21 protein-coding genes and 1 pseudogene are annotated in these 25,618 nt (G+C 59.0%); 12 read left to right on the top strand and 10 right to left on the bottom strand.

Going from position 1 to position 25,618, the window contains the following annotated elements; translation table 11 throughout:
• Nucleotides 1–47: 47 nt before the first annotated feature.
• Nucleotides 48–467 carry a beta/alpha barrel domain-containing protein gene (locus PQR02_RS05400; protein ID WP_408226568.1) on the bottom strand — a complete coding sequence of 140 codons (420 nt, stop codon included), beginning with the start codon at nt 465–467 and terminating at the stop codon, nt 48–50.
• A 131-nt stretch (nt 468–598) separates the two neighbouring features.
• Here PQR02_RS05400 and PQR02_RS05395 point away from each other — a divergent pair, with 131 nt between their 5' ends.
• Nucleotides 599–1,891, top strand: a complete 1,293-nt coding sequence (locus tag PQR02_RS05395) for an aspartate carbamoyltransferase (RefSeq protein WP_408226565.1) — start codon at nt 599–601, stop codon at nt 1,889–1,891.
• A gap of 22 nt (nt 1,892–1,913) precedes the next feature.
• On the opposite strand, the gene PQR02_RS05390 is transcribed toward PQR02_RS05395, so the two are convergent.
• Nucleotides 1,914–2,783: an alpha/beta hydrolase gene (locus tag PQR02_RS05390; protein ID WP_408226562.1), complete on the bottom strand. Its 870-nt coding sequence runs from the start codon at nt 2,781–2,783 to the stop codon at nt 1,914–1,916.
• Between the two features lie 223 nt (nt 2,784–3,006).
• Nucleotides 3,007–3,783: an NAD(P)H-dependent oxidoreductase gene (locus PQR02_RS05385; protein ID WP_408226559.1), complete on the bottom strand. Its 777-nt coding sequence runs from the start codon at nt 3,781–3,783 to the stop codon at nt 3,007–3,009.
• An 89-nt stretch (nt 3,784–3,872) separates the two neighbouring features.
• Between PQR02_RS05385 and PQR02_RS05380 the strand changes: the two genes are divergently transcribed.
• Nucleotides 3,873–4,766, top strand: a complete 894-nt coding sequence (locus tag PQR02_RS05380; RefSeq protein WP_408226556.1) for a LysR family transcriptional regulator — start codon at nt 3,873–3,875, stop codon at nt 4,764–4,766.
• A 37-nt stretch (nt 4,767–4,803) separates the two neighbouring features.
• Here PQR02_RS05380 and PQR02_RS05375 read toward each other — a convergent pair whose 3' ends face one another.
• Nucleotides 4,804–5,682, bottom strand: a complete 879-nt coding sequence (locus tag PQR02_RS05375) for an aldo/keto reductase family oxidoreductase (RefSeq protein ID WP_408226553.1) — start codon at nt 5,680–5,682, stop codon at nt 4,804–4,806.
• Nucleotides 5,683–5,820: 138 nt separating this feature from the next.
• On the opposite strand from PQR02_RS05375, the gene PQR02_RS05370 reads away from it, so the two are divergent.
• Nucleotides 5,821–6,723 (top strand): LysR family transcriptional regulator, encoded by a 903-nt coding sequence (locus PQR02_RS05370; RefSeq protein ID WP_408226550.1) that lies wholly within the window; start codon nt 5,821–5,823, stop codon nt 6,721–6,723.
• 49 nt (nt 6,724–6,772) lie between these two features.
• Here the strand turns inward: PQR02_RS05370 and PQR02_RS05365 are convergent, their stop codons facing one another.
• Nucleotides 6,773–7,132 (bottom strand): response regulator, encoded by a 360-nt coding sequence (locus tag PQR02_RS05365; protein WP_408226547.1) that lies wholly within the window; start codon nt 7,130–7,132, stop codon nt 6,773–6,775.
• Nucleotides 7,133–7,405: 273 nt separating this feature from the next.
• Between PQR02_RS05365 and PQR02_RS05360 the strand changes: the two genes are divergently transcribed.
• The 3 genes from PQR02_RS05360 to PQR02_RS05350 all read left to right on the top strand — a co-directional run bounded on the left by PQR02_RS05360 (nt 7,406) and on the right by PQR02_RS05350 (nt 10,041).
• Nucleotides 7,406–8,623 carry a sensor histidine kinase gene (locus PQR02_RS05360; RefSeq protein ID WP_408226544.1) on the top strand — a complete coding sequence of 406 codons (1,218 nt, stop codon included), beginning with the start codon at nt 7,406–7,408 and terminating at the stop codon, nt 8,621–8,623.
• Between the two features lie 105 nt (nt 8,624–8,728).
• Nucleotides 8,729–8,902 carry a hypothetical protein gene (locus PQR02_RS05355; protein ID WP_408226541.1) on the top strand — a complete coding sequence of 58 codons (174 nt, stop codon included), beginning with the start codon at nt 8,729–8,731 and terminating at the stop codon, nt 8,900–8,902.
• A 422-nt stretch (nt 8,903–9,324) separates the two neighbouring features.
• Entirely contained in the window at nt 9,325–10,041 is a 717-nt protein-coding gene (locus PQR02_RS05350) for a hypothetical protein (RefSeq protein ID WP_408226538.1), read from the top strand.
• A gap of 480 nt (nt 10,042–10,521) precedes the next feature.
• On the opposite strand, the gene PQR02_RS05345 is transcribed toward PQR02_RS05350, so the two are convergent.
• From PQR02_RS05345 to PQR02_RS05330, 4 genes are all read right to left on the bottom strand, one after another.
• Nucleotides 10,522–11,469: an FkbM family methyltransferase gene (locus PQR02_RS05345; protein ID WP_408226535.1), complete on the bottom strand. Its 948-nt coding sequence runs from the start codon at nt 11,467–11,469 to the stop codon at nt 10,522–10,524.
• 479 nt (nt 11,470–11,948) lie between these two features.
• On the bottom strand, nt 11,949–12,260 hold the full coding sequence (locus tag PQR02_RS05340) for an IS3 family transposase (RefSeq protein ID WP_408226532.1): 312 nt from the start codon (nt 12,258–12,260) through the stop codon (nt 11,949–11,951).
• A gap of 37 nt (nt 12,261–12,297) precedes the next feature.
• On the bottom strand, nt 12,298–12,603 hold the full coding sequence (locus PQR02_RS05335) for a transposase (protein ID WP_408226529.1): 306 nt from the start codon (nt 12,601–12,603) through the stop codon (nt 12,298–12,300).
• Nucleotides 12,604–14,223: 1,620 nt separating this feature from the next.
• Nucleotides 14,224–14,442, bottom strand: coding sequence for a hypothetical protein (locus PQR02_RS05330; protein WP_408226526.1), 219 nt, complete (start codon nt 14,440–14,442; stop codon nt 14,224–14,226).
• Between PQR02_RS05330 and PQR02_RS05325 the strand changes: the two genes are divergently transcribed.
• Nucleotides 14,441–16,009 carry a hypothetical protein gene (locus PQR02_RS05325; RefSeq protein ID WP_408226523.1) on the top strand — a complete coding sequence of 523 codons (1,569 nt, stop codon included), beginning with the start codon at nt 14,441–14,443 and terminating at the stop codon, nt 16,007–16,009. The genes PQR02_RS05330 and PQR02_RS05325 overlap by 2 nt on opposite strands.
• Before the next feature lie 423 nt (nt 16,010–16,432).
• On the opposite strand, the gene PQR02_RS05320 is transcribed toward PQR02_RS05325, so the two are convergent.
• Nucleotides 16,433–18,091, bottom strand: coding sequence for a hypothetical protein (locus tag PQR02_RS05320; protein ID WP_408226520.1), 1,659 nt, complete (start codon nt 18,089–18,091; stop codon nt 16,433–16,435).
• An 859-nt stretch (nt 18,092–18,950) separates the two neighbouring features.
• Between PQR02_RS05320 and PQR02_RS05315 the strand changes: the two genes are divergently transcribed.
• The 5 genes and pseudogenes from PQR02_RS05315 to PQR02_RS05295 all read left to right on the top strand — a co-directional run bounded on the left by PQR02_RS05315 (nt 18,951) and on the right by PQR02_RS05295 (nt 24,940).
• Nucleotides 18,951–20,366, top strand: coding sequence for a UbiA family prenyltransferase (locus tag PQR02_RS05315; RefSeq protein ID WP_408226517.1), 1,416 nt, complete (start codon nt 18,951–18,953; stop codon nt 20,364–20,366).
• Nucleotides 20,367–20,552: 186 nt separating this feature from the next.
• Nucleotides 20,553–20,924 (top strand): SMR family transporter, encoded by a 372-nt coding sequence (locus PQR02_RS05310; protein ID WP_408226514.1) that lies wholly within the window; start codon nt 20,553–20,555, stop codon nt 20,922–20,924.
• Between the two features lie 22 nt (nt 20,925–20,946).
• Nucleotides 20,947–21,891 carry an NAD-dependent epimerase/dehydratase family protein gene (locus PQR02_RS05305; protein ID WP_408226511.1) on the top strand — a complete coding sequence of 315 codons (945 nt, stop codon included), beginning with the start codon at nt 20,947–20,949 and terminating at the stop codon, nt 21,889–21,891.
• 207 nt (nt 21,892–22,098) lie between these two features.
• Nucleotides 22,099–23,532, top strand: coding sequence for a hypothetical protein (locus PQR02_RS05300; RefSeq protein ID WP_408226509.1), 1,434 nt, complete (start codon nt 22,099–22,101; stop codon nt 23,530–23,532).
• A 165-nt stretch (nt 23,533–23,697) separates the two neighbouring features.
• Nucleotides 23,698–24,940: pseudogene (locus tag PQR02_RS05295) on the top strand (IS3 family transposase).
• Nucleotides 24,941–25,618 lie beyond the last annotated feature (678 nt).

Genomic DNA, 25,618 nt, shown 5'->3' with positions numbered 1-25,618 from the left:
TCCATCTCAAATACGGAGCGGCACGCGGACGTGCCGCGTGCGGTGCATCAGCAGCGTCCCGCAGGCGCCGCCGTCATTCCAGCTGCGCAAGCTGTGCGGTGGTCCGCTCGAGCCGATCGTTCGGTATCCTGCGCAATTTCGTCGAGCCCGCCGAGCATCTTGAGCCGCACGGCTAGCGTGTGGCTCGCGCGCATCATCGGCATGCGCAGTTCGTCACGAATCTGTCTCTGTGCGGCGAGCAGCGCCCTCACCGGCCCCGGGTTCGGTTCCTCGAACGCCGCCTGGATCAGCGGCGTGAGTGAGTGAGTGAGTGAAAAATGTGTCGCCCCTCGGCGAATCGCTCCGTCGGCCAGCACGCGATACAGCGCGACGAAGCGGTCCGCGCGCGCCGTCGCGCCGGCGCGACGCTTGCGCAGGCGCGACGAGCGCGGAGCGACGGACGAAGTCGGAAGGGGGCCGGAGTGCATGCGGCGCAGTGGCGCCGGGCCCCGTGCCCGCTGGCCAAGCACTTCGCTAAAAGCGCTTGACTTCTGCGCCGGGCACACTAATATACGCACCGCGTACATTTTCGCCCACTCCATCTCCGATAGGTGACTCCATGAGCGTTCCGCAACAAGCCTTCCTACGCGATGCGATGCGTCGCCTGAACATGACGCGGGACATCTTCGCGAGCCGAATCGGCGTGTCGCGCCGTGCGCTCGACACATGGCTTTTGCCGGACGATTCGCAGGAATCGCGGGCCATGCCGGAGATCGTCGAGCGCTTCGTGTCGGAGATCGTCGTACACGGCGACCCCGCCGAAAAATATACGCAGAGCGTAGATTCGCAGTCGCTTGCGAGCCAGATGCTGTTCGAAGGCAAACCACAGTTGTTGTCGGTGGATCAGTTCTCGCGCGACTCGGTGGAGGCGTTGTTCCGGGTGGCCGACATCATGCAGCCGATCGCCCGGCGCCGCAAAATCTCCCGCGTGCTCGAAGGCGCGGTGCTCGGCAATCTGTTCTTCGAGGCCAGCACGCGCACCCGCGTGAGCTTCGGCGCGGCGTTCTGCCGGCTGGGCGGCTCGGTATGCGACACCACCGGCTTCACGTTTTCGTCGATGGCCAAGGGCGAGTCGATCTACGACACCAGCCGCGTGATGAGCGGCTACGTGGACGCGCTGGTGATCCGCCATCCGGAGCAAGGCTCGGTGGCCGAATTCGCGCGCGCGACCAATGTGCCCGTGATCAACGGCGGCGACGGTCCCGGCGAGCATCCGAGCCAGGCCCTGCTCGATCTGTACACGATCCAGCGCGAATTCTCGCGGCTCGGCAAGATCGTCGACGGCGCGCACATCGCGCTGGTCGGCGACCTGAAATACGGGCGCACCGTGCACTCGCTGGTCAAGCTGCTGGCGCTGTATCGCGGCATCAAGTTCACGCTGATCTCGCCGCCGATGCTCGAAATGCCGGGCTACATCGTCGAGCAGATTTCGCGCAACGGCCATGTGATCGAGCAGACCCACGACCTGACCAGCGGGCTGCGCGGCGCCGACGTGGTGTACGCGACGCGCATCCAGAAAGAGCGCTTCACCGACGAGTCGTTCGAAGGCTATACGCCGGACTTCCAGATCAATCAGGCGCTGGTGGACAGCGTGTGCGGCGCCGACACGCTGATCATGCACCCGCTGCCGCGCGACAGCCGGCCGGGCGCGAACGATCTGAGCGTGGACCTGAATCACGATGCGCGGCTGGCGATCTTCCGCCAGACCGACAACGGCATTCCGGTGCGCATGGCGATTTTCGCGGTGCTGCTGGGTGTCGAAAAGCTGGTCCAGCATTCGATGCGCGATGCCGCATGGCGCCCGCCCGCCTATCTCGGCCCGGACGACGCGGTGTTTCACGGCATCGACTGAGCGGCGCCCGCGCGCGGCGGATTCAGCTCGCGGCGCCCGTCATGCCGCTGGCCATGTTGCTCGCCACGTGCGCGTGCCTGAACGCGCCGGCGAAGAACAGCACCTGGTATTGCACCGCGTTGGCCCAGTACTTCCAGGTGTGGCCGCCGGGCCGCTCGGCGTAGTCGTGCGGCACGCCGAGTTCGACGAGCCGCTCGTGCAGCGTGCGGTTCGACTGCACCAGCGAGTCGTTCACGCCGCAGTCGATCGTCAGCGCGAGATGCGCGTCGCCAAGACTGCGCGCGTTTTCGACGATCGCCTCGCTGTTCCAGAACCCGGCGTCGCGGTCCGGGTCGCCGAACACCTGATCGATGCCGGGCTCGTTCTCGCAGCCGCGCGGGTCCACCGCGCCGCTGATGCTGCCCGCCGCGCCAAACTGATCCGGCCGGTCCAGCGCGATGTGCAGCGCGCCGAAGCCGCCCATGCTCAGGCCGGTAATCGCGCGCGCCTGTTTCGCCGCAATCGTGCGGAAGTGTTGATCGATGTAGGCTACCACTTCGGTGCCCACGTAGGTCTCGTAGCGGCTGCGCGGATCGACCGGGCTGTCGATGTACCAGCTCTCGCGGCCGCCGTCGGGCATCACGAGGATCACGTGATAGCGGTCGGCCAGCTTGCCGATGTGCGAATTCGTGATCCAGTCGGTGTAGTCGCCGCCCGAACCGTGCAACAGGTAGACGACCGGGTAACGCTCAGCACCCTTGCCATACGTATATTGATCGGGCAGCACGACCGTCGCGTCGAACGACTGATGCATCGCCGCGCTCGGAATGCTGACCACGCGCGATTGAAATGCCCATGCGGGAGACGTGACGAGCAGCATCAGAATCAGCCAGAACGCACGAACTGGATTCATGGTGTGTCGCCCCCCTCTGTCCAGGTGTCCGAAGAACACTGTCCGGCAAACGTCGGCAAACGTCGGGACGACTGTAGCAATGGCGACTTACAACCAAATTTCAGCGAAACATACGGTCCCGTCAGCGGGAAGCGGCAACGGGTGACGCGTGTCATGGTGCGAACGTGCGCGCCTCGACACGCGGCCGATGCGTGCCGGGCAAGGCCAATCTCGCGCGCGCCGCCTATTCGACGTGCGCGGCGAAGCCCACCCGCTCCGGTGCAAGATCGGCCCGCAAGGTCAGTTCCGGAATCGCGTACGCCCCGCCGTTCTGCTGCCGGAACGGTATCGGTTGTGTCTTCCACAGATCGTCGAGCCGTTGGCCCAGCGCGTCGCGAGCTTCGCCATAGTTCGCGTCGTCGATCCGGCTCGTGCGGTACACGACGAACGGCGGCAGCACGTCGAAGCCGGGGTAGTACAGAATGCCGTGCTGGATCGGAAACAGCACGTCGTCCATCGGGCCGTTGATGCCACGCGGACTGTAGTGCGACTCCCAGCCGCCGGTCGTGACGATCAGCATCGCGCGCTTGCCGGTGAACTTGCCCTCGCCGTAGCGCTCGCCCCAGCGCGCATCGGAGTGCTCGCCGACGCCGTACGCGAAGCCGTACGCATACACGCGCTCCACCCAGCCCTTTAGAATGGCCGGCATCGAGAACCACCACAGCGGAAATTGCAGGATCACTGCGTCCGCCCAGATGAGCTTGTCCTGCTCGCGCCTGATGTCTTCGCTTTGCAGACCGTTCTCGAATGCATGCTTCGATTCGCGCGACGGATAGAAACGCTCGCTGGCTTGTCTGTCGAGACTGTCGTTCGCATCGAGCGAGGCTTTCCAGTTCATCGCGTACAGGTCGGAAAGCTGCACCACGTGTCCGGCTTCTTCGAGACGTTTGACCGCGAAGTCCTTGAGCGAGCCGTTCAACGACTTCGGTTCGGGGTGCGCATAAACAAGCAGAACTTTCATGACCGTGCCTTCCTTGGTGATTGAATGACACGACGATAGGCTTCGCTCAGGTATATTGGAAATGAATTTCCAATATGTGAGGTATTGCATTGGTTAATCTCAGAAGCCTCGACCTGAACCTGCTGGTCACGCTCGACGTACTGCTGTCGGAGCACAACGTGACCCGCGCCGCCGAACGGTTGAACTTCTCGCAGCCGTCGGTCAGCGTGCATTTGGCCAAACTGCGGGACGCGCTCGGCGATCCGCTGCTGCTGCCCGGCCCGCGCGGGATGCGGCCCACCGCGCGAGCCGAGGCGTTGCGCGAGCCGCTGCGCGAGGCGCTCGAAACGCTCGAACGCGCGGTGGCCCCGGCGCGCCCCTTCGATCCGGCGGCGGCGGCTCACACGTGGCGGGTCGCCGCGAGCGACTACGCGGAGTCGACGATCATCCTGCCCGCGCTGGCAGGCTTGCGCGCGACAGCGCCGGGCACGCGTCTGGCCGTTGTCGAAGCGGCGCCGCAGCGCATTGCGCGGCAAGCGGAACAGGGCGAGATCGATCTGGCATTCCACACCAGCGAAGGCGCCCCCGAAGGATTGCGCCGGCGGGTGCTGTTCGCGGAGCGCTATGTTCTGGCGGCCCGCGCGGGTCATCCGCGCCTGAAGCGCCGGCCGTCGCTCGCGCAATTCTGCAAGCTCGAACATGTGATCGTGTCGCCGGCGGGCGGCGGATTTGTCGGTGTCACGGACACCGTACTCGCGAGCGCGGGGCTCACGCGCAAGGTGGCGCTTTCCGTACCGCACTTCCTGTTCATGCTGTCGGTGCTGGTGAGCACCGACCTTGTGGGCATGCTGCCCGAACGGCTCGCGCGCGGCGCCGGCGCGCTGCGGGTAGTGGAACCGCCCGTGCAGGTGCCGGGCTACGAGATGGCGATGCTCTGGCATGAGCGCTCGCATCGCGACCCGGCGCATCAATGGCTGCGGGAGTTCATCGCGAAGTCGGTGTGACGCGGGGCGAGCGCCGGCAACCACGCCCCCGCGCGCGTCAGGCGCCGCCGGGCTTGCCGATCGCGTTCAGTTCGTCGAGTACCTCACCGCTCAATTTCAGGCGCCCCGCTTGCAGGTTTTCACGCAAATGCCCTGTCGACGACGTACCCGGAATCAGCAGAATGTTAGTTGACCGATATAACAGCCAGGCCAAAGCCACCTGCATTGGCGTCACGCCGAGGGTCTGCGCGATGCCCGACAGCGCCGCCGACTGGAGCGGCGTAAAACCGCCGAGCGGGAAGAACGGCACATAGGCGATGCCCTTGCCGCCCAGATCATCGATCAACGCGTCGTCGTCGCGATGGACCAGGTTGTAGTGGTTCTGCACGCAGACGATCTCCGCGATGCGCCGCGCCCCGGCGATCTGTGTGGCCGTCACGTTGCTCAGGCCGATGTGCCGCACGAGTCCACGCTGCTGAAGTTCGGCAAGCGCCGCAACCTGCTTTTCGATCGAACCTTCCGAAGGCGCATGCACGCTGCCCATGATCCGCATATTGACGACCTCCAGCACGTCGAGGCCGAGGTTACGCAAATTGTCGTGCACGCCGCGCTCGATATCCGCGGGTTCGAACGCGGGCAACCACGCGCCGTCGCCGCCGCGTGTCGCGCCGACCTTCGTGACGACCACGAGGTCCTCCGGATAAGGATGCAGCGCTTCGCGGATCAACTGATTGGTAATGTGCGGGCCGTAAAAATCGCTCGTATCGATGTGATTGACACCCGAGGCCACCGCTTCGCGCAGTACCGCGAGCGCGGCCTCGCGGTCCTTCGGCGGCCCGAACACGCCTGGCCCGGCGAGCTGCATCGCGCCGTAGCCCATGCGGCGCACCGTGCGCCCGGCCAGCGGAAAAGTATCGGTGACAGTGAAATTCGACATGACGCGCTCCTCGCTAAGTGGATGAACCGCAGTATCGCCGCGATTGCATTGTTAAATAAACGGGTCTAACGTGTACGGGTCGTTTAAAAATTTCAACAATCGCCTTTTCCCCCGCGCTATTTCCCGCGTCATCTCCCGATGGAATTGAACGACCTCGCCGCCTTCGTCTCAGTCGCCCGCGCGGGCGGCTTTCGCGACGCTGCGCGCATCAGCGGCGTGTCCGCGTCGAGCCTCAGCATTGCCGTGCAGCGGCTGGAGACGAAGCTCGGTCTGCGGCTGCTGAACCGCACCACGCGCAGCGTCGCCCCGACCGAAGCCGGGCTGCGTCTGCTCGAAAAACTCACACCGCTCTTTGGCGAGATGGAGGCGGCGCTGGACGTGCTCAACGGCTTCAGGGACAAGCCGACCGGCACGCTCAAGCTGAACGTGCCGTCGAGCGCGGCGCGCATTGTATTGCCCGGCGTCGTCGCGCCATTTCTGAAGCTGTATCCGGACATACGCATCGAAGTGGTGGTCGAGGACGGCTTCGTCGATGTGCTGTCGATTGGCTGCGACGCCGGCATTCGCTATGACGAGCGCCTGGACCAGGACATGATAGCGATCCCGATCGGGCCGCGCGTGCAGCGCTTCGCGACGGCCGCGTCCGCCGCCTATCTCGACGTGCACGGCCGCCCCGGGCATCCGCGCGAACTGCTGGCTCACGCCTGCCTGCGCGGTCAATTCGCCGGCGGCGCGACGCCGACCTGGTACTTCGAACGCGATGGCGAGGTGCTGCAGTTGAATCCGTCGGGGCCGCTGCTCGTGCGCCCCGGCGCCGCAATCGATCTCGCGGTCAGTTGCGCGCTCGCGGGCGTGGGCGTCATTCATCTGTTCGAAGACATGCTTCGCCCGCATCTCGACAGCGGCGCGCTGGAACCCATTCTCGAACCGTGGTGGCAATGCTTTTCGGGGCCGTTCCTCTACTATCCCGGCCGCCGTCACTTGCCCGCGCCGTTGCGCGCGTTCGTCGACTTCGTGAAGGCGGCTAACTCACGGGACTGAAATGTGCTCATGCATCGTTGCGGCGGGCATCCGCCGCGTGATCGGCGCGTCAACGTCTGTGCTTGCAGAGTTGCGCGACCGTCGTCAGGAACAGCGCCGTGCGTGCCGGCTTGCGCAGACAGGCAGTCCAGTTCTTCGCTTCGCCGTCAGGCGGCGGTACGGCGGAATGGATCAGAACGGGCACCCCGGCAAGCAGCGGCATCGCTTTCAAACGGCGGCATAGCTCGGCGCCGTCCATGACCGGCATCATCCAGTCGGTGATAATCAGGTCGGGAAGGTGAGATGCAGTGCGCGCGATCGCCTCGGCACCATTGCTTGCGCAACCCACTGCATAGCCCTCGCCTTCGAGAATGAGGCGCCACGCCGCCAGGATGCCCGGCTCGTCATCCACCAACAGGATCGAATGCATAAGGGACCGCCGCGTCAATGCTTCGAGGACATCTAACGGCGATGCCGCAACAAGTGTTCCTTGCGCGGCAATTGCGGCGATAATGAAGCGGACTTTCGGCTGCGGCGGCGCGCGCGCTCCGACGTGCAGCAGCGAAACGCCCGCTAGCCGGGCCTCTGATTCATTCCGGCCAACGCAGGTTTTCACCGAAGCACAGGCAGAAGATATTCATGTGCCGCCTGTCTGGTGGGTTCGAGCACACGCATGTTGTAGAAACTTCATACCTACCCCATCATGACCGACACACGCCAGAGCCCGCTGCGCCATTTCTCCGACTTCATCCGCGCGGAGCGAACCCGGTTCACCGAGCAATGGATGAATGCCGTTGCGTGCGATGTCGATCTCGTCGAAGCCGACAAGCTCACTTACCAGCAACTCGTCGATCATCTGCCGGAACTACTGGACGGTCTTTGCGCGGCGCTCGAGAGCGAAGATCTCGAACGTGTCGAACCGTCGATCGAGCGCAACGCGAAAAAACACGGCAAAGTGCGTTGGCGTCAGGGCTACCGCATCGAGGAACTGGTGCACGAACTCGATCTGTTTCGTCAGGTGCTCGCCGATGCGCTCGAAGAATTCGCCGCGCAAGACAGCACCTTCACGCGCCGTCACGAGAGCCGCGCGCGGCGGTTGATCGCCGAAGCGTTCAGCATGGTGTCGTACACGTCGATCAAGGAAGTGGTGAGTGAACGTGACCGCAAGATCGACGAGTACACCGGCAGACTCGAACGCGCGAATCACGAACTGACCTTGAAGCAACGGCTGGTGAGCGACCTCTACGAATCGCGGATGCAGATCACGCGCAGCGTGGTGCACGACCTGCGCAATTTTCTGAACGCGTTTTCGATCGCGCTGCAACTGATCGCGCGCGCGCCGTCGAAAGCGGATACCGCGTTGGCGCTGGCGAACCGGCAAGCCGCCGATATGAAACAGCTCGTCGACCAGATGGTCGAGTACGCGGTCATGCTCGGCGATGGCGCGCCGCTCGCGCTTGAACAGGTGGACCCGCGCGAGCTCTATGACGAACTCGTCGCGTCCTCGCGTCCGCTGATCGAAGCCAAAGGGCTGACATTGCAGGCGTCGTACGATCCGGCACTGCAGGCGCTCACGTCCAATCGCCTCAAGCTGAAACAGATCGCGGTCAATCTGTTGTCCAACGCGAGCAAGTACACGAAGTCGGGACAAGTCGAACTTCACTTCGCGATGGCGGGCGCCGGGCACTGGTCGTTACGCGTGTCGGACACCGGTGTGGGCATCGCGGACGCGGACGCGGACCGGGTGTTCGACGAATTCGAGCGCGCCGCGGGCGAGGATGTGCCGGGCGCGGGTCTCGGTCTCGCGATCGTCAGGGAGTTGTGCCGTTTGTTGGATGGGCAGATTCATTTCGTGTCCCGCGAAGGTGTGGGGACCACGTTCGAAATCCGCTTTCCCGTGGTGCTCGAAGCGCAGCAATGAGATCGAGCCGGCGGCGATGTCGGGCCGCACGCGTTCCGCTAAACTGCTCGAAGTCAACGCGCAGCACGCTGCTGCCGCATCGAAACAGTTGCCGGAGACGTGTGCATGATCCACAGCGAAACCGCCCGGTTCCCGGAACAGCTTGAAGCGGTCCGGACCATCTTCCGCGAATACGCCGAGACTCTGGGTATCGATCTCAGCTTCCGGAACTTCGACTCCGAACTGGCCGACTTGCCCGGCAAATTCGCCGCGCCCCGAGGCCGCGTGCTGCTCGCTTAGGACGATCAAGCCGTCGTCGGCTGCGTGGCCTTGCGGCCTCTCGATGAAACGACGTGCTGGTGAACGCCCGGCCCATTTAGCGTGATGCTTGCCCGCTTGGGCTGATCGGCAGGCATTCGTTCATTGGCCCGCGCGTATCGCTCAGTCCGCGCACGACTACCTCGGATGATTTGCCGTCACGCCTCGCCAGTTCAGCGAGATCGAGCAATGCAGCATAACGGGCGAACAGTCTTGCGATGCCTCGGGCTCGCGATCCGCGTGAAGACCGGGTGGCGGGACAAGGGACTGCCCCGTTGCATCGCATTCAGTGGCACGCGCGTGGATGCGGCAATCGCCCAGGCCGTCTTGCGGCTAGTCAAACCTGCAGCAATTGAGGCAGCTATGGGGCTCGTGAAGAACAAACCCATAAGCATGACGAATCATTGACCGCATTGCAGCGTGACCTGCAGGCGCCCCGTTATACCGCACACGGTGCGCAGAAGCAGTATGACACTGGGGATCCGGAGAACCAGTTCCTCGTCGACGAGCTGGAACGCCGATGGAATGATGCACTGCTGCGTGTGGAAGAACTCGAGTCGCGTATTGACCAGCGCTCGCACATATCTGGCCAGATACCACCTGTTCAACCCGACGATTTCAACGAGCTTGCCGCAGGGCTCGAGTTGATATGGCCGCAGGCTGACGCCCGCCTGAAGAAGCGCATCGTGCGCGCTTTGCGCCACGAGGTTGTGGTTGATCTCGATGACGCAACCAGCGAGATCGTGCTCGTCGTCCACTGGACGGGTGGCGTCCATACCGAGATCCGCGTACCACGCCGACGTCGCGGCCAATGCGCCACCCAGACATCCCCTGAAGCGATCGATGTAGTTCGCCTCCTGGCTCGCATCTGCCCGGATCTGGTGATTGCCGGCATGCTCAATCGGAATGCGAACTGGACATGCAACTTCTGGACGCAAGAGCGCGTCACCGCGCTGCGCAGTCACCGTCGAATGCCCGTCTATTCGAGCGAGCGGCAACGTACGCCGCCTGCACAACAGCATCGGTTACCGTTCGCCGCTCGAATTCGAGCATGTCAGCGCTCGAAGGCAAGCCGTGTCGCCGTGCGGGTTGTCCACCAGCGGGCAGCGTCATGGTCGTGAGAGGCGACCCGCCGCCCGCCGGTGGACAACCCCCGACTCAACGCTTAACGTCACATCAACTCGCTGACTACAAATCCGTCCGTCGAACCGGGGAAAATTCAAAATCGGCCCAGCGCTCGGGCTCTCGAAGCCGTGGCTGTACGCCGATCCATATTGACACGCGGATTCAAATCAACGATCAGAGATTGTGCCCGCAAACTAAAAAAGAGGGGCCAGTGCGGGATCGAAACCAACCCAGCTACAAGCGTTGAGCAGTTGATATCCTTGTTCTCGGGCCGGAGGCGCATTGGGCAGCGCCCGGCGGGAGTACCGGCCCCGCGCGAATGCATCCTCATATTTATCTAACCCCATGAACAGAACTGCGTTTGCAAGAAAGCCTCCCTGCGGCGGCTTCAACCCCAACGATGTCGGAGTGTCCTGAGTTGCGCGAGCAACTCCAGATTCTGCCCTAGCTTTCTGGCTGGTGCTATATGCGCCGCCTCAAACGTGGAGAAGATTTCGGAAGCGAGGAGGTACCGCTATAAGCATTGCATAATTTCCCGCTGGAACGATCTCGGCGGTAACGACTTTGTGCGTACGCCCAATAAACATCTCTTTGATGTTGAAAAGGTGACGAATCAAGGTGTTTCGTGAGCTTACTCCGCTCTGATGCCAACAAAATTTGTACCCTAAGTCCTTTAATATCGAGATAGATTTGGAATTGCCGTCCGTAAAGTCACTCTCGTGCTGCTCCAATACTATAAGTGGCCAGTATTTCGTTATCGTTCGTAAGCCGCCCTGGAGTACCTTGGGCTCGAAACCTTCAACATCCATTTTGATAAAACAAGGGCCTTCGTCGCGATAGTCAAGATCATCAAGCCTTTCAACCTGCACATCGACGCAATCCACACCGGCTTCGGCTCGAACCTGATCCGTGACAATTACTGAGGCCCCCATGTTCTTGAGTGCCTCTGACAGCTTGAATGTTCCTTTACTATCTCCGAGACCAATATTGTATGCTGTAATGTTCTTCCGAAAACTCGAATTGAACTTGAGCAAGTAGAAAGTCGATGGATCTGGTTCAAAGGATTGCACCGCGTTAAATATTTTAGCAAAGTAGAGGCTGTGATTGCCGATATTGGCGCCGATGTCTAAGGCCATGCCTGCACGAAAAACATCGCGCAAGGGTTCGAGAAAATTGAACAGTACGTCAAGCTCCTCTTGTTCAAAAACCCCGAAAACATGGATAAACCCACCGATATGTTCATTTGCGAAGACAGCCATCTTATGGCCTCTTACGCGCAGATGCTTGTCGGCTAGCCTATCAAGCCTGTGAAAGGACAGTCGGTCGACTACGTAGCTAAAGTTCCTGAGGGTAACGCGCTTCGCTAGCAGCTTTTTGTGAAGGCTCGGTTCAGCATTTGGCAAGGCGTGGGAATCGATATCCATTTGCTTCTCCAACTAATTGATGGTCGGGCCTATCTCCCTGCCCTGCTAACTTGCCTATACCTTGTAGAGACGGTTGTAGGACGATTCGGGTAAGTGAGTCCGCTGCAGATGGGGTGCGGAGCGGGCGTATTTAAAGAATCCAATAGATGTCCGTAACCGCACACCGTCTGCGCGCTGTCAAACGCCTCCATCGACATCAAAAACGATGTCTGATCGACAGATTGATGATAGATACCTAAGGATACTCGGAAAACATGCGTTTTCTCATCCGTCGCTGCCATATAGCCGTTAGATGAATGTTATTCGTACGACGTCAGAATAGCTTAGTGTCTACGGGAGCGCCGCGCACTTGCGCGACGCGGCATAAACTTGCGTGATATTGGCCGAAAACGTTGAACGTGGGAGTACTGGTCTGCCGCGTTCAAGCGCTGAGCCGTCAAAATGGACCATAGAGTGAAGGAAATCTGCCTCGATTGAACTCAGGAAGGATGTCGAAGGTTGAGGCAAATTGAAAGCTTGGTGTGTCCAGGCAGGCCGCCTAAACCGCGCGGACCGTGCGTCGGGATGCGCCGTGTGTTGCTGATCCAGCGCCGCCGGCTCACGTCGCATAGGCCCGCCAGGCGCATGAGACGAGCAACCGGTTTGCGCCCGACATGCATGCCTTCTCGCAGAGTTCGATATGGAGCAAGACAGCCCATACGTGCCGCGAAAGCTACGTGAATCGCACGGATGCGCGCGTGCCGCTCAGCCTCATCGCGCACGCCTCGGCGGCCTACGCCGTAGCCATCCATGAGAAGCCGTGGGCGGAGATGCGCGGCAGCCGGGCCCTCAGCGCAAGGGGCCATGAAGCCCATTCGCTCGCGAGAACTCGAAGGCGGTCGGGCACCGTTCCCGACTCCCGATGATGGGCCTGGAGAGGCCTGCATATCTACGCCGGATCGAGGCCGACACGGGCGGAATGTCGATAACTTTAGGCCGCTCCGATGAGCGGCGTTCTCGCCGCCGGTTCCCGTGCCTGGTATTGCTGCCCTGACGGCGCTTATTGCCGGAAGAGTGTTCGGAGAGCATCACGCACAGCCATGCCATGAACTGACGTGGATGCTCGGAACGTGACAGTCCTGGTTCGACGAGCATGTCCACGGCGCCGAGGAACTGCACCCGCGCACAGTCTGCGGACCAGGTACCGGCGGACGAAAGCGCGAAGTGACAATCGGCACGCGCAGCGCGGTCTCCAGGCGGTAGCACTGCGCGAGCAGGTTCTCGATGGTGCGACCGATCTCGTCGAACGCGCCAGATGTTGCGATGGGCTGTCGAACGCACACCTGCTGAGCGAACGGCCGCCTGCTGGCATCCAGTTGGCGCCGCCGGTATCACGCGCCCCGTGCGACAGGAGAAACTGTCTTCGGCCACTGTCGCGCACGCTTCAGATCGTCTTCGGCGCTGCCTCATTCGCGCGACAGATTCCGAAATGCTTCGTCGCCGACGGTCGGGCCGTACATGGCGACGGAGCGACTGCACGACGGCCACGAAGTGCCCGCACCAGCTTGACGGCGTCGCGTAGATCGGTATTGAGCGCGCCAAGGCTAGCGGGAATCGGGAGGGCGGGCATACCGTACGGTTGAACGTTAGTCGTTGATATAGCCCATAGCCACATGGCACGCCTCATAGACACGACGCATATGGCGGCGCGTTGGACTGCGGCGCTTGCACAGGCAATCGATATACGTCTTCGTCGTCCCGGACTTGCCAAGCTATTCGACATCGCCGGCGCCGAGCGCAAAGGCGACCACGACTGAGTGCTTGTACGTCCAGGCCTGCAGGGCGTCATCCATCCCGGCGAGTTCAGGGTCCGCCCACAATAACGGCGAGCACTGAAGCGCTGGCGTCGCGAGAAAAAGCCGCGCTCATGTAATAGGTGTCGGTTGCATGGCAAAGACGTGGATTGCAAAAGATTTACGGTCCCCAGCCTCATTAGTCAATCCGGGATGATAAATGAGGAATAGTAATTCCTAAAACGGTTTCAACAGCCGAACCGACGGGATTCCAGCGTCTAATCGAAACCAATTCTGCACATCCTTCAAGGTTAAACTCGATTGGATTGACTTAGATATAAGGGAGAAAATTCGGATCCCCGCGAAGGCCAGAAGTCCCCGCCCCGCCGGGTTGGTTCAGCCAAATAATCGTCCAAACAGATCCGTCACATTGGCAATGGCAGCGATTTAAGGGCTCGAACCCTTAAATCGCTGCGTAAAAATTGAATAACCGATACGATAGTTTTTGGCACGATAAGGGTCGGAGGGGAAAAAACATGCTCGTATCTTGTGAATTCGTCGGCACTCGCGGCACGCCGGCTGATGCTGCGGATCTCACTGAATTGGTGTCGGACAGATCCTGCCGAGCCCCGGTGTGTCGCCATTTCGGCGGTAGGCGCAGAGCCTGTTCGGGCAGTTAGCAAATAGGGGCCGTCGTTGTGACAAGAGAATTTCGTTCCTCGCCCCCTCGCGAGAAATTTCCTCCAGTCCCGCATCTCGCAGAATGATCGTGCTATTCACCTGTCAGACGAATAGGTGTCTACAAATCTGGAGCGAGAGTGGTACTATTTGCCCCGTCAAAAAACAGCAGGAACAATCTACAGAATGAGTTGCCAAGTGACACCTGGGTGACGTTCCCTCGCTACACAACCAGGCGCGTTTATTCCCGCGATACCAAGCCTTGCGCGTGTCGGTCCGCCGTCCGGTTGTATATCGGAATTGTTCACAAACTCCACGGCTGTTTGAGACGAAAATTACTTAGGCGGAAATCGTAACCTTTTTCGCTTTGAGCGCTAAACACGCTGGCAAAATAGTTAAATAAAATAGGAGTGCGAACTAAACCGGTATTTATCCGGTGCGGCACCTCCTGTTCGAGATTTCCGCCAATCCTTCTATTAGATTTTTTGCGTCGATGTTTTTCGACAGGGGCGATATTTGCCATGCTAAAACGACGTCAATTCCTTGGTGGTATGGCTGCTCTCGGTGGCAGCTACATTTTGAGCGCCTGCGGCGGAGGCTCCGAAGGCACTAGCGGCAGCGCATCAGGTGGCGCCGACGCGCAGGCAACGGCACACGCTGCCAGCGCCTCCGCGAGCGGTACAACGGTGCCTTCCGCTGCTTCGATTACAGACAGCACGGGTGCCGTGTGGACACTGGCGAACGGTTCGGTTTACGTGAACGGAGCAAAGGCAGGCAATACGTATAACGTTACCCTGCTGCTCTACTGCAACGGTGCCATCTATTGCGCCGGTACGGGCGGCCAGTACTACGGATGGAACGGTTCCACCTGGACCATGTGTAACGATCCGCGCATGGGTGGCACCTCCGCAGACGGCACGACGCTTCCCGCGTCGCCGTACATCATAGACAAGGTAGGTGGGGTGTGGACGCTCGTCAATGGCTCCATTCACATGAATGGCGCCCCTGTGGGCAACACCTATGGCGTGTCGCTCGTTCTCTGGTATGGCGGCAAGATCTGGGCTTGTGGCACAGGTGGCCAATTCTACGTCAACGCCGACCCACGAAATTTCGCGGCCCAATGGCTGGCCTGCAGTGATCCACGCATCGCGGTCGCGCCTGCAGCGGGTAACTTCTACGGGATGAACGGGCACTACGACTACACGTACACGCCTGCGCAACTCGTGTCGATCATGAAGGCAATGGGATGCACGACCTATCGCGTAGGTTGTACGAGCGACCCGAGTCAGCTCAATCCCGTGGTCAACATTGCAAAAGCGTTCCAGTCGGCCGGACTGTCACTTCTTGTGCTGATCGAAGGGGGTGTTTACGACTCCAGCGGCCATGTCTTTGCCAATGAGGTGCAGGCTTACCAGACCTGTTATGCGGGTGCCCATACGATCGCGACTGCCTTGGCGCCATATGGCGTAACCATGTATGAGTGCGGCAACGAATTGACGCGGCAAAACGCCACGGTGATGAACTTCTCGTACGCGGGCAGCCTGGCAATGGATTTCAACAATGCCAACTGGCCGGTCATGCGCGGCTCCATGCGTGGCATGATTGATGGCGTGAAATCGGTCCAGCCTTCGGCGAAATGTGGTGTCAATTTTTGCGTTGCGGACATTGGCGCGGCCGACGCGCTCTGGGAAGGTATGCAACCCGACGGCACTGGCGGCCATCAAAAACTGCGCTGGGACATTACGACCTGGCACAATTACGATGCATACGGCGACATTTTCAGCATCGGAACCGACGGTCAAGGTCCTACGTTTGACTTGCCGACGTACTGCAAGGCCCGATACGGTGTGCCTTTTATCATTTCCGAATGGAATACAGGCCCGAGCCAGGCCGAGACCTACCGAGCTAGTTACATTGCCTCGCAATTGGGTCAGTTCTATCAGGCAAGAAAGACGCACAACATTCAGTCGGTGATGTACTACGTACTGGATAGTGGGAACGACACCTACGGCATTATGGTGAACGGTACTCCGATCAGCGCACCTTACAGCGCATTCACGAGCTTCACCTCCAGCCACCCCGACAACTAGGCATGTGAGCGTCCGTACTTCCAGACTGACATGGTCTGCCTCCTCCTCCGCGAGCAGACCAGATCGCCCGGTCAAGAGCAAGAGTCGGAAGTCAGGTTGAACGGACCTGGCTCGGCGAAGCTGTACGCCCTACGGATGACCTCGTCGTGACGACGCGCAGCCGCAATGCATACGGTTAGGCGGGAGAGAGTGCTCGTTTTTGGTCCCCTTTTTCACCGCCTCCTTTCGAAACCCGCGATCTTGCGCTCCATTGGCTGTTTCGCAGCACGATGCCGGTTGGCACGATGCATTGCACTCGGTCTCGGTGGCAGGTACGGGCGAGGTTGCCGCCGAGCTGCCGTAATGTGCGCCCACCGAACTCACATGGGGAGTACATGAGGGTTAATCGTTCGTCGAGCCCCCCAAGGTGAAAGAAAGAAACGCCTACTTCTTCATCACCATCATCTGGTCGAAATTCACTGGGCAATCGGCGTTTGCTGGGCTGCCTTTCATTGCAACGACGAGACGGTCGTCACGCAGGTCAGCTTCCCAATTCATCTCTGAAGGTGATAGCACGATTGGACGTTGCTCGCACATTGTGCGTACCGAAGCCACTGCGTTTTTGTAGTGAATCTGCTTCAGGATGATATACCCGGCAACGCTACCCGCGGCGAAAACCGAGTTCGCGATACCAAAAGCAACAACTATGTGAAATAGTCTCCGATTCGCTGAGAATCCCGCGATAACCAAAAATGGAACTGCATAAAACATTGGGACGTAGCGGGCCCACCACGATTGGGGATGCGTCAAAACAATCACCAGCGTTGCGAGCAGATATATCCTTACAACATCGGCGTCTTTTCTTCTCCAGAAGAATGAAGCTAGGGATGCAATAAGCATAATCCCAAAGAACGGACCGAACCCGGCGAAACGCGTGTCAGCCGTATGCAGTGCCACGAACGCATCGAGTATATGTGCGGGTGACGGCACAAAAGTCGGTTCCGCATTTGTGCATGAGCTGCAATTCATGGGCACCGAAAAATATGACAGGAAAAGCCTGTGCAGCGGGTTCATTGCAAGAAAGTGCGCTGACGCCTTTCCTCCCAATACATCGACCTTATCCTTCCCAAGGACGGGGTAGAAAATGTGCTTGCCGGCCACGACGTTCTCTACGTATGGCGAATAGCCGATGACTGCCACGGCGACGAAAGACCAGATCGCCAATTGTCCAATCAAACCCTTGTATTTCCGAAAGAAGTCTCTTCTTTCTCCACCCAGGAATGCCGCAGTGAAAAATACTAAAACGGAGATGGCTGCGAAAACTGGTCCTGTCAGCTTCGACCCTATCAGAAGCACGAGCGCGATTCCAAGTTGAACTCTGGAGTACGGCCTGCTCTTTAGCGCAAAGAGCAGATTGACAGAAAAGATAGTCCAGCAGTAGTAATGGGCCGCGTCGACATAAAACGTAGTCAACTGCCCGAACGCTACGGGATTGTAAACACAGGTGGCCGACGCAATCAGCGCGGCTCTGGCAGATATCCCCGCTGACTGGAACAATCGCATCAGAGCAAGGGCTGCAGGAACGCTAAGCAACAGCGTAAATGACTTTCCACTGTTGAAGTGCGAAGTCAGAACCTTGGCCGTGTACGCAAAGTACTCGAACGCTTTTGGATAGTGTGCCGCCCAGAACACACCGCCAGGTGCGTGCGAACTGGTAACGCCGTTCAGACTGTTGTCCAGTATGAGGGGTGTCGCGACGTGGTAATTCAAGCCGTCGTAGCTGAATTCCCGCAGATAACCAAAGCCAAACAGTACCACCGTGATAAATAGTATCGTGACGATTGTGGTGCGCCATTGAGCATGGGACACATAGCCATAAATGACTATGCATACAACAATGGCAAATGCGGAGATTCCTGCCAGCACGCCACCACTGATGCCGAAGTTGTATAGGATTGCTGCATATAGTGACGACGCGAACACAAAGACAACGATCTGGTCGCACAATTGAGCCCAGTTCAAACGCTCGAAGGCGCCTTTTATCGCCGTGGACATATGTGTCGAGTTCACACGCTGGATGGTGTCTTTCGTCGTCGTAGACATAGGGGGCCTTCTCCGGTTGATGGAAACCCTCATTGTTCGACGCATGACCCGCTCAGTGCATAGGTAACGAATCAGTGCTGCAACGCATCCTCAACACGCCGCAACGCACGGCCGAGGGTTGAGATGAACATGAAGCGGAAGAGGATCGAAAGCGGTATCGAACAGTGCCGATTATGGGGATTTATGCGGCGCTGCACAAGCTCTCACCTTCCCATTCGGCGCGGCTCTTTTCGCACTGCTTGGGCCGATCGCACAATACAGGAATCGTATGAGGAAAACCTTCAACGCCGATTAGAACTTCAGACATTGCAAGGTGTTCCGCGATATCGGCCAATATCACCCCATTTCAAGCCGCCATTGTACGAGTCCGAGTCTGCAAGGGCTATGCTCGGTTCCACCACCAACAATCCCTGCTGGGCAGTGGATCTGTGGGTGGCGAGCGGTGGTGGCCAGCGATTGGCCCAACGTCGGTGCACACATCTGCCTGTTAATCACGTCGACAGGGCAGTGTGATCGAGCAAAGGTGGAGCGCATGGAGTTCAAGATCTTCATGCGCGGATCACGCGTCCATCCTTCATCGCGGTAAGGCGCGTTTCATGCGGCGTTGCACTTCGCACATGTGAAAATTCATTTGCATCGGTAGATGTTCCTGACTGGCTGAGTTAGCGTGCTGCGCTCGCCAGACTTCTTTACAACGCCATGAAACGTTGAGCATCCACCTAAGGCGACTACGGAGACGCAAGTTGCAGGAAGCGACCCGTTACGCTGGACTGTGTCTGATGCCACGGGTGAATGCAAAAATCTGCATTTGCTCTCGCATTCGGCGGTTGATCGACATTTCATGTCCATGGAGGTCACCATGGCTGCTATTCCTCTTTGTGTTGATCTGGACGGCACACTGACGCACAGCGACCTTCTCATCGAGTCGTTCCTGGCCCTGGTCAAGAGAAATCCGCTTTATTTGCTGTATTGTTTCGCATGGTTGATGCGCGGCAAGGGGTATCTCAAAGCGCAGATAGCTGCACGCGTCGCAATCGACGTATCACTGCTCCCATACAACGCGCGCCTGATCGACTTCCTTAAAAAGGAGCGCTTAAGCGGCCGTGATCTCTATCTCTGCACCGCAGGGGATCAAAGATTTGCCCAACAGATAGCGGCTCATTTCGGCTTCTTCAAAGGCGTGATGGCGAGCAACGAGTCGCGCAATCTCTCTGGCGCAAACAAGGCCATGGCCTTGACGGCGGAGTTTGGCGTACAGGGTTTCGACTATTGCGGCAACGCTCGCGCCGATGTGCCTGTATGGAAGCAGGCGCGCACAGCGATCGTCGTCGGAGGAAAAAGCATTCAGGCGGCGGCGCAGAAGGCGAATCAGACCACGGTCATCTTCGAGAGCAAACGGTCTTTTTTTAGGCTCGCCATCAAAGAGATGCGCGTCTATCAATGGGTGAAAAATCTGTTGATCTTTGTGCCGCTGCTTGCGTCGCATCGCTTCACCAATGTCGACGCACTGATGGCTGGCGGAATTGCATTTTTTTCATTCTGTTTCTGTGCCTCGTCGGTATACCTTTTGAATGACATGCTCGATCTCGATGTGGACAGGCGCCATAGTCGAAAGTGCAAACGTCCGTTTGCCTCCGGAGAGTTGCCGCTTGCTGCCGGCATTGGCATGATGTTCATACTGTTAATGGCATCGGCAAGCCTAGCCATTTTTCTGCCATGGTCCTTTCAGCTCGTGCTAGCGTGTTATGTCGCGATGACACTCGCTTATTCCTTTCGCCTGAAGGGGGTAATGCTGGTGGACGTTTTCATGCTGGCCGCGCTTTATACCACCCGTATTGTGGCTGGCGGGGCGGCCGTCAATGTTGTGCTGTCAGACTGGTTAATCATGTTCTCGGTAATGATCTTTCTCAGTCTGGCCATGGTCAAGCGTTATACGGAACTCGACAAAATGCAGCGGGAGGGTAAGGACTCTGCGGCGGGCCGAGGTTATCTCACGGGGGACATGAGCATCGTGCGCTCGTTCGGAACCGCAGCGGGCTATGTCGCGGTGCTTGTTCTTGCGCTTTACATGAATTCTGCCGCCGTCACGGTGTTGTATCGTCATCCCCACAGGCTTTGGATTCTCTTTTGTCTGCTCCTGTACTGGATCAGCCGCGTCTGGATGGTCGCGTTCCGCGGTCAGATGCATGACGATCCGATCGTCTATGCCATCAAAAACCGTTCGAGCCTAATGATCATCATGCTTTGCGTAGCGACAGTTCTTTTTGCGATTTAGACAAAACGCGAATCCCTGCTCAAGTCGGTTGACGGACTTGCAGCGCAGTTCGCCGTTTTTCGTCAGGGCGATCGCAACGTCTGGCTATTCATGGCAGACTGGTTCCCATCGTTCTTGTCTTTGTGCGGCCCCTCAGCGCTTCCGACAAGCCAACGCTCCCTGTGAGGATATTGACCCGGAGGATAAGTGAGTATTTTGAGTTTTGGTCTGATATTGACTGGCGTCTTGCTGAACGCGATGGCGCAACTGTGGCTGAAGGCCGGAACAAATGCGCTTGGAGCGATCAGCTTCAGTCGCGATGCAGGAATCTCGACCATCTTTAGAGTGGGATTCGAGCCTCACATCATGGGGGGGCTGGGATGCTACGTACTGAGTGTCGCGATCTGGATCGTGGCCTTGTCGAAGGTACCTGTGAGCGTGGCATATCCGATGCTCTCCATCGGATACGTGGTCAACGCATTAGCCGCCTGGTACTTTTTTGGTGAGTTTCTTTCTGCTCAAAAATTAGTGGGCATTGCCGTCATTATCGCCGGCGTATACCTGGTCGCCAAATCGTAGAATACGGCAATGGAGCGATACTATGCGGATACTTATCACTGGCGCGGCAGGCTTTCTCGGGAGTGAGTGCGTCGAGCTGTTCAAAGAGCGTGGTCATGAGGTGACCACTGCTGACAAAACCGGATCGGTCGACTTGCGCGGCGACCTTGCCGATCAGAAGTTTGTGGATTCCCTTCCAGACTGTGATGTTGTGGTCAATTGCGCAGCTGTTCAGTACGTCAGCAAGGGCATTCCGACCATCTTCAGAAAGTCATTTTTCGAACGGAACAACGTACTCGCGGCAAAGAACCTCTGCGGACGCTATCGACAACAGACGACCCATTTCATTCATGTGGGTACGAGCATGATGTACCGGCAAACCGGGCAGGAACGGTACGACATACATAGCAAGATGGCTGGAGAGGGCGTGTACAGCCGCTCGAAGATGGCTGCTCAAGCGTTCGTGGACACCATCCCCGGCGCAGCGACCATTATTCCCTGCATCATCGGCGGCCAAGGCCGAGAGGGGCTGTTCCGAGGCTTTGTCAAGATGATGACGAAACTCGGCATCGTCGCTTTTCCCGGGCACGGGAAACATAAGATCCACATGGTGCATGTGGTCGACGTGGCGAGCCTGATCTACCGTGTTGCCGAAACCCGCGCCAGCGGACTCTTCAATGCCGCAGATCCGGATCCGCTGTCGATCCGGGAATGGATTGATGAAATCGCAGCAGAACTCGGTGTGCGACGTGTGCGAAAGATTTCTATTCCTCTGCTTCCGGTAATGTTCCTTTCGTGGGCCTCAGGGTATCGGGTGCTCGCGCGCGAGCAGTTGCTCATGCTCAAACTCCAGCACGTGCTATCCATCGACGAATCTTTGGCGATCGGCTGGCGGCCCCGGTTTTCCAATGCGCGAATTGCAAGAGACATCGCGGTTCATATCAATCGCGGCGCTGCATTGCAGACCGCAAGAAAGCGCGAAGCATAATCGGGTTTGAATGTTGGGATGAGCGACCACCGCCGCTTTTTGTCGGCGACGATCAATGCCGCATGCGATCATCCGGAACATAACGCCGGGTTGACCGCGGCGCAAGATTTGTCCGCGTTCGCGTCAGGAAACTTCGCGAGCCAGCGCCGATCTCCGGAGAGGGCATTCGGGGCGGATTCGTAATCGGCGGAGAGTTCAAGAGACGCTATGACCAGATATAACAGACGACTTGTACTTCAGATGTTGGCGGCGCTCGGTTGGACAACGCTAAGACCGCTATGGCCGCCGATCGCCGCGGCTTCGACGCAAAACGGTTCCCCGTCGCAGAGCTTAGGACGACGGATTACCGACTTGATCGGGTCCAACGGCTGGCCCGGCTCCGCCCATGATGTCGCAATGTGGAAGGAAATGGGTATTAGCTGGGCACGCGGACCCGTAGGTCCGGGGCAAGCCCATAGTGCTTCGGACCCGATGCGGGTCGACAAGACGGGGAACAATAACGAAAGTGATCTGCCGCCCATCATCATCCAGGACAACCGCAACGGAATCAAAACGTTGTTGATGCTTGCCTACACGCCCCTGTGGAACGCGAGCGTGCCCCGCGATTCAAAATCGGCACCCGTGGATGTGAAGGCGTGGGAGCGCTACGTGGAAGCGGTGGTCCGGAAATATCGCGCCCCGCCTTACAACCTGCGCTTTTTCCAGATATGGAACGAGGCGGCCGGAAAGCTTTCGGGCGGTTCGCCACAGGCATCGTTCTGGCACGGTGCGGCTCGACCTGGCGTCGGGGACGACCTGGATGCGCCATATGAACGGGCGATGCAGGACTACGTGGAGAAGATCCACATTCCGGCCGCGCGGATCATTCGCCGCTATGGCGCATACGTCGTCTACGGCGGATGGCCGGACCAAGGGGGACTCGAAACCCTTAGCCAGTGGCTCGAGTACAGAAGTCCACGGTACAACCAGCGGATGCTCGACTGCGTTGACTATCTGGACACGCATTACCTTCCGGTCAAAGACTTGGATTACCTTTACGCGCGCTATGTAAAGCAAGGTCCCGCTCGTGGATTATGGCAAACAGAGATAGGCGACAGATATATGATGGACGATCACTATCTGCCGCGCTATTTCTTCGATCTCGCCGTGTGGGCGCTCGATCGAAACTGGGACGATGCCAACAAGTACGTATCGATGGTTTACCACTGGGACGGATACGAACCGTTTCGTCTGACGCACCGAGGTCCCCCCGCCAGAACGTACAACGTTTCGGGGCGGAGTCTCATCGTGCTGAACCAGACAGTCGGCGGCGTGCTGTCGCGCCTTCCACAGAAACTGCAGTTCGGTCCTGATGCATCCGGCAGCGCGCTGTACTCGGACAAGCAAATCGTGATGCAGGTGCGTGCACTACCGGGCTGGCGCACGGTCGATGCGACCAAACTGACTCCACCTTCTTCAGGCCGCGCCAAAGTCCAGTTCATCGACGCGCAGTCAGGTTCAGTGTCTTCGGCGACGGACACCGAGTTGAAGTGGAACGATCAGGCTTTGCGGATACGTTTCAATGTACCCGGTCGTGTCAATGGTCATGGCGGAGAAGGACCGGCAGAACATCTCGCGTATATCGTTGTAGATCCAGAGTAAGCCGACGACGGCTGCGAGCCGACAATCATGCAGGGGGCGCTGTTGCCGGAGTGTGGATACCGTGAAATCGGGCGCAATGTAACGGATTCAATCTGTCCGTCTGGGTCGACCCCCGCGAAAACCGGACACGAGGTAACGCTTAAACTATGAGGTAGTCTTACGCCTATGTTTAAGCTTGGTTCTAATGTGGAAGCCATTGAAGTTCTGACCCATCCCGAACAGCGCCGTCGGCGCTCAGCCGAGGAGAAGCTCGCGATAGTGCGCGAGACTTCGACCCCGGAGCCACCGTCTCTGGAGTCGCCCGTCGTCACCAGGCGAACGCGAACTAGATGTTCGCGTCGCGCAAGCTGTATCAGGACGGGAGCCTGTCCGCAGTCAGCGCCGGCGAACAGGTGAGGTGGTACCGGCATCCTGCCTGGCCGAAGCGATGAAGCAGATTCGTGAACTCCAGCGGCTGCCGGGCAAGAAGACAACGGAAGTGGAAATCCTCCGCGAAGCAGTGGAGTACGGTCGGGGCAGAAAATTGATTGCGCACTCACCATTGCTGTCGGGGGACGACCGATGAAGACGGTTTGCGAAGTCCTGGGTGTGTCGCGCTCGAATCTCGCAGTCAAATCGAAACGACAGGCCGGATGGGGGTCGACCGGTGCAAGACGCCCGCCCTGAACGACATGCCGCTCGTTGCGGAACTTCAGGGGCTGGTTACTTGCCTACGTATGGCTACCGGCGTGCATGGGCGCTGCTGCGGCGAAACCGGGACGCGCAGGTTCAACCCCGCGTTAATGCAAAACGGGTTTATCGGGTCATGCGTACCCACGGCCTGCTGCTCGAGCGCCGCCCTCGCCATCCGGAATCCTCGCGCCGGCACGACGGCAAGGTTGCGGTGGAGCAAAGCAACGCCCGCTGGCGCTCGGATGGGTTTGAATTCCGTTGCGACGATGGCGCCCCGCTGCGCGTTAACTTCGCGCTGGACTGCTGCGACCGGGAGGCCATGATCTGGGCTGCCACGACGGGAGGCTACAAAGGCGACATGATGCGCGATGTCATGCTTCAGGCCGTCGAGAGCCGCTTCGGTGGCGCGCTGAAGGCCGACAATGAAATCGAGTGGCTAAGCGACAACGGTTCCTGCTACATTGCCGACGAGACGCTGACGTTCTCGCAGAAAATTGGTTTGAAGCCTGTCACGACACCCGTCCGGAGTCCGCAGAGCAACGGGATGGCCCAGAGCTTTGTGAAAACGATGAAAAGAGACCAGGTTTTTTGGATGCCCAAGCCGGACGTGAGAACGGCGTTGCAGAACCTGGTCATCGCGCTTGACCACTACGACGAATCGCATCCGCACAGCGCCCTGAAATACCGCTCACCACGCGAGTTTCGCCAGCGAGTAAATTCACCAACCCAAGCGTGACCGCGTGTCCGGTTACGCAGGGGCAAGTCCACCGTCCGACCGTCACCGGATATTCAAAATTGTCATGTCAACGTCTGTTCTAGGCTCACTCGTGTTGGTGTCCATTAATAGCGCCAGCGGTGGTCAATAACTTTGAGAGTGGACGAAGAGTGGGCAGTGTACGGTTCAGCGTCGCACGGCTACAGGCGACCTGAAATGCGGAAAACGCTTCAGGAAACAGCGCTCCAAATCTACCGTCACGCAATTCGACGCGAGTCTACAGCGAATAGTACGCACCTTTCATGGACCAACGCATCTGTCGTCACTTCGATAGGCGACGATTGACCAGGTGATTCATTCGACGCCGACGCCGACGCTACGCGGCGTCCCTCCATGCGGGCGCGCAGATAGTCGACAAGATCCCACTGGTTGTTTTCCAGGATGAGTGCAAGCGGATATCAGCGCGATCGGCGGCATTCGGGCAAGTGTGGCAACCGAACGTGAACGATCGCGCAGCTATCTCAAGGGAGGCGTTCAGCGTGCCAGGGAGACCGCGGCTTGGACAGCGCGGCCAATCCATAGCCGAGCAGCAGCAACGCCTTGCGCTTGCCAAGCCAGTCAGACGTCAATTGGTCGCGGAAGACGTCGACTACCAGGAGTCTAGACTATTCAGTGAATCCCAGTAAAAGGCGCAATTCA

The sequence above is a fragment of the Paraburkholderia sediminicola genome (assembly GCF_046026895.1).
Classification (GTDB): domain Bacteria; phylum Pseudomonadota; class Gammaproteobacteria; order Burkholderiales; family Burkholderiaceae; genus Paraburkholderia; species Paraburkholderia sediminicola_C.
This window is presented reverse-complemented; position numbering and strand designations above follow the sequence as displayed.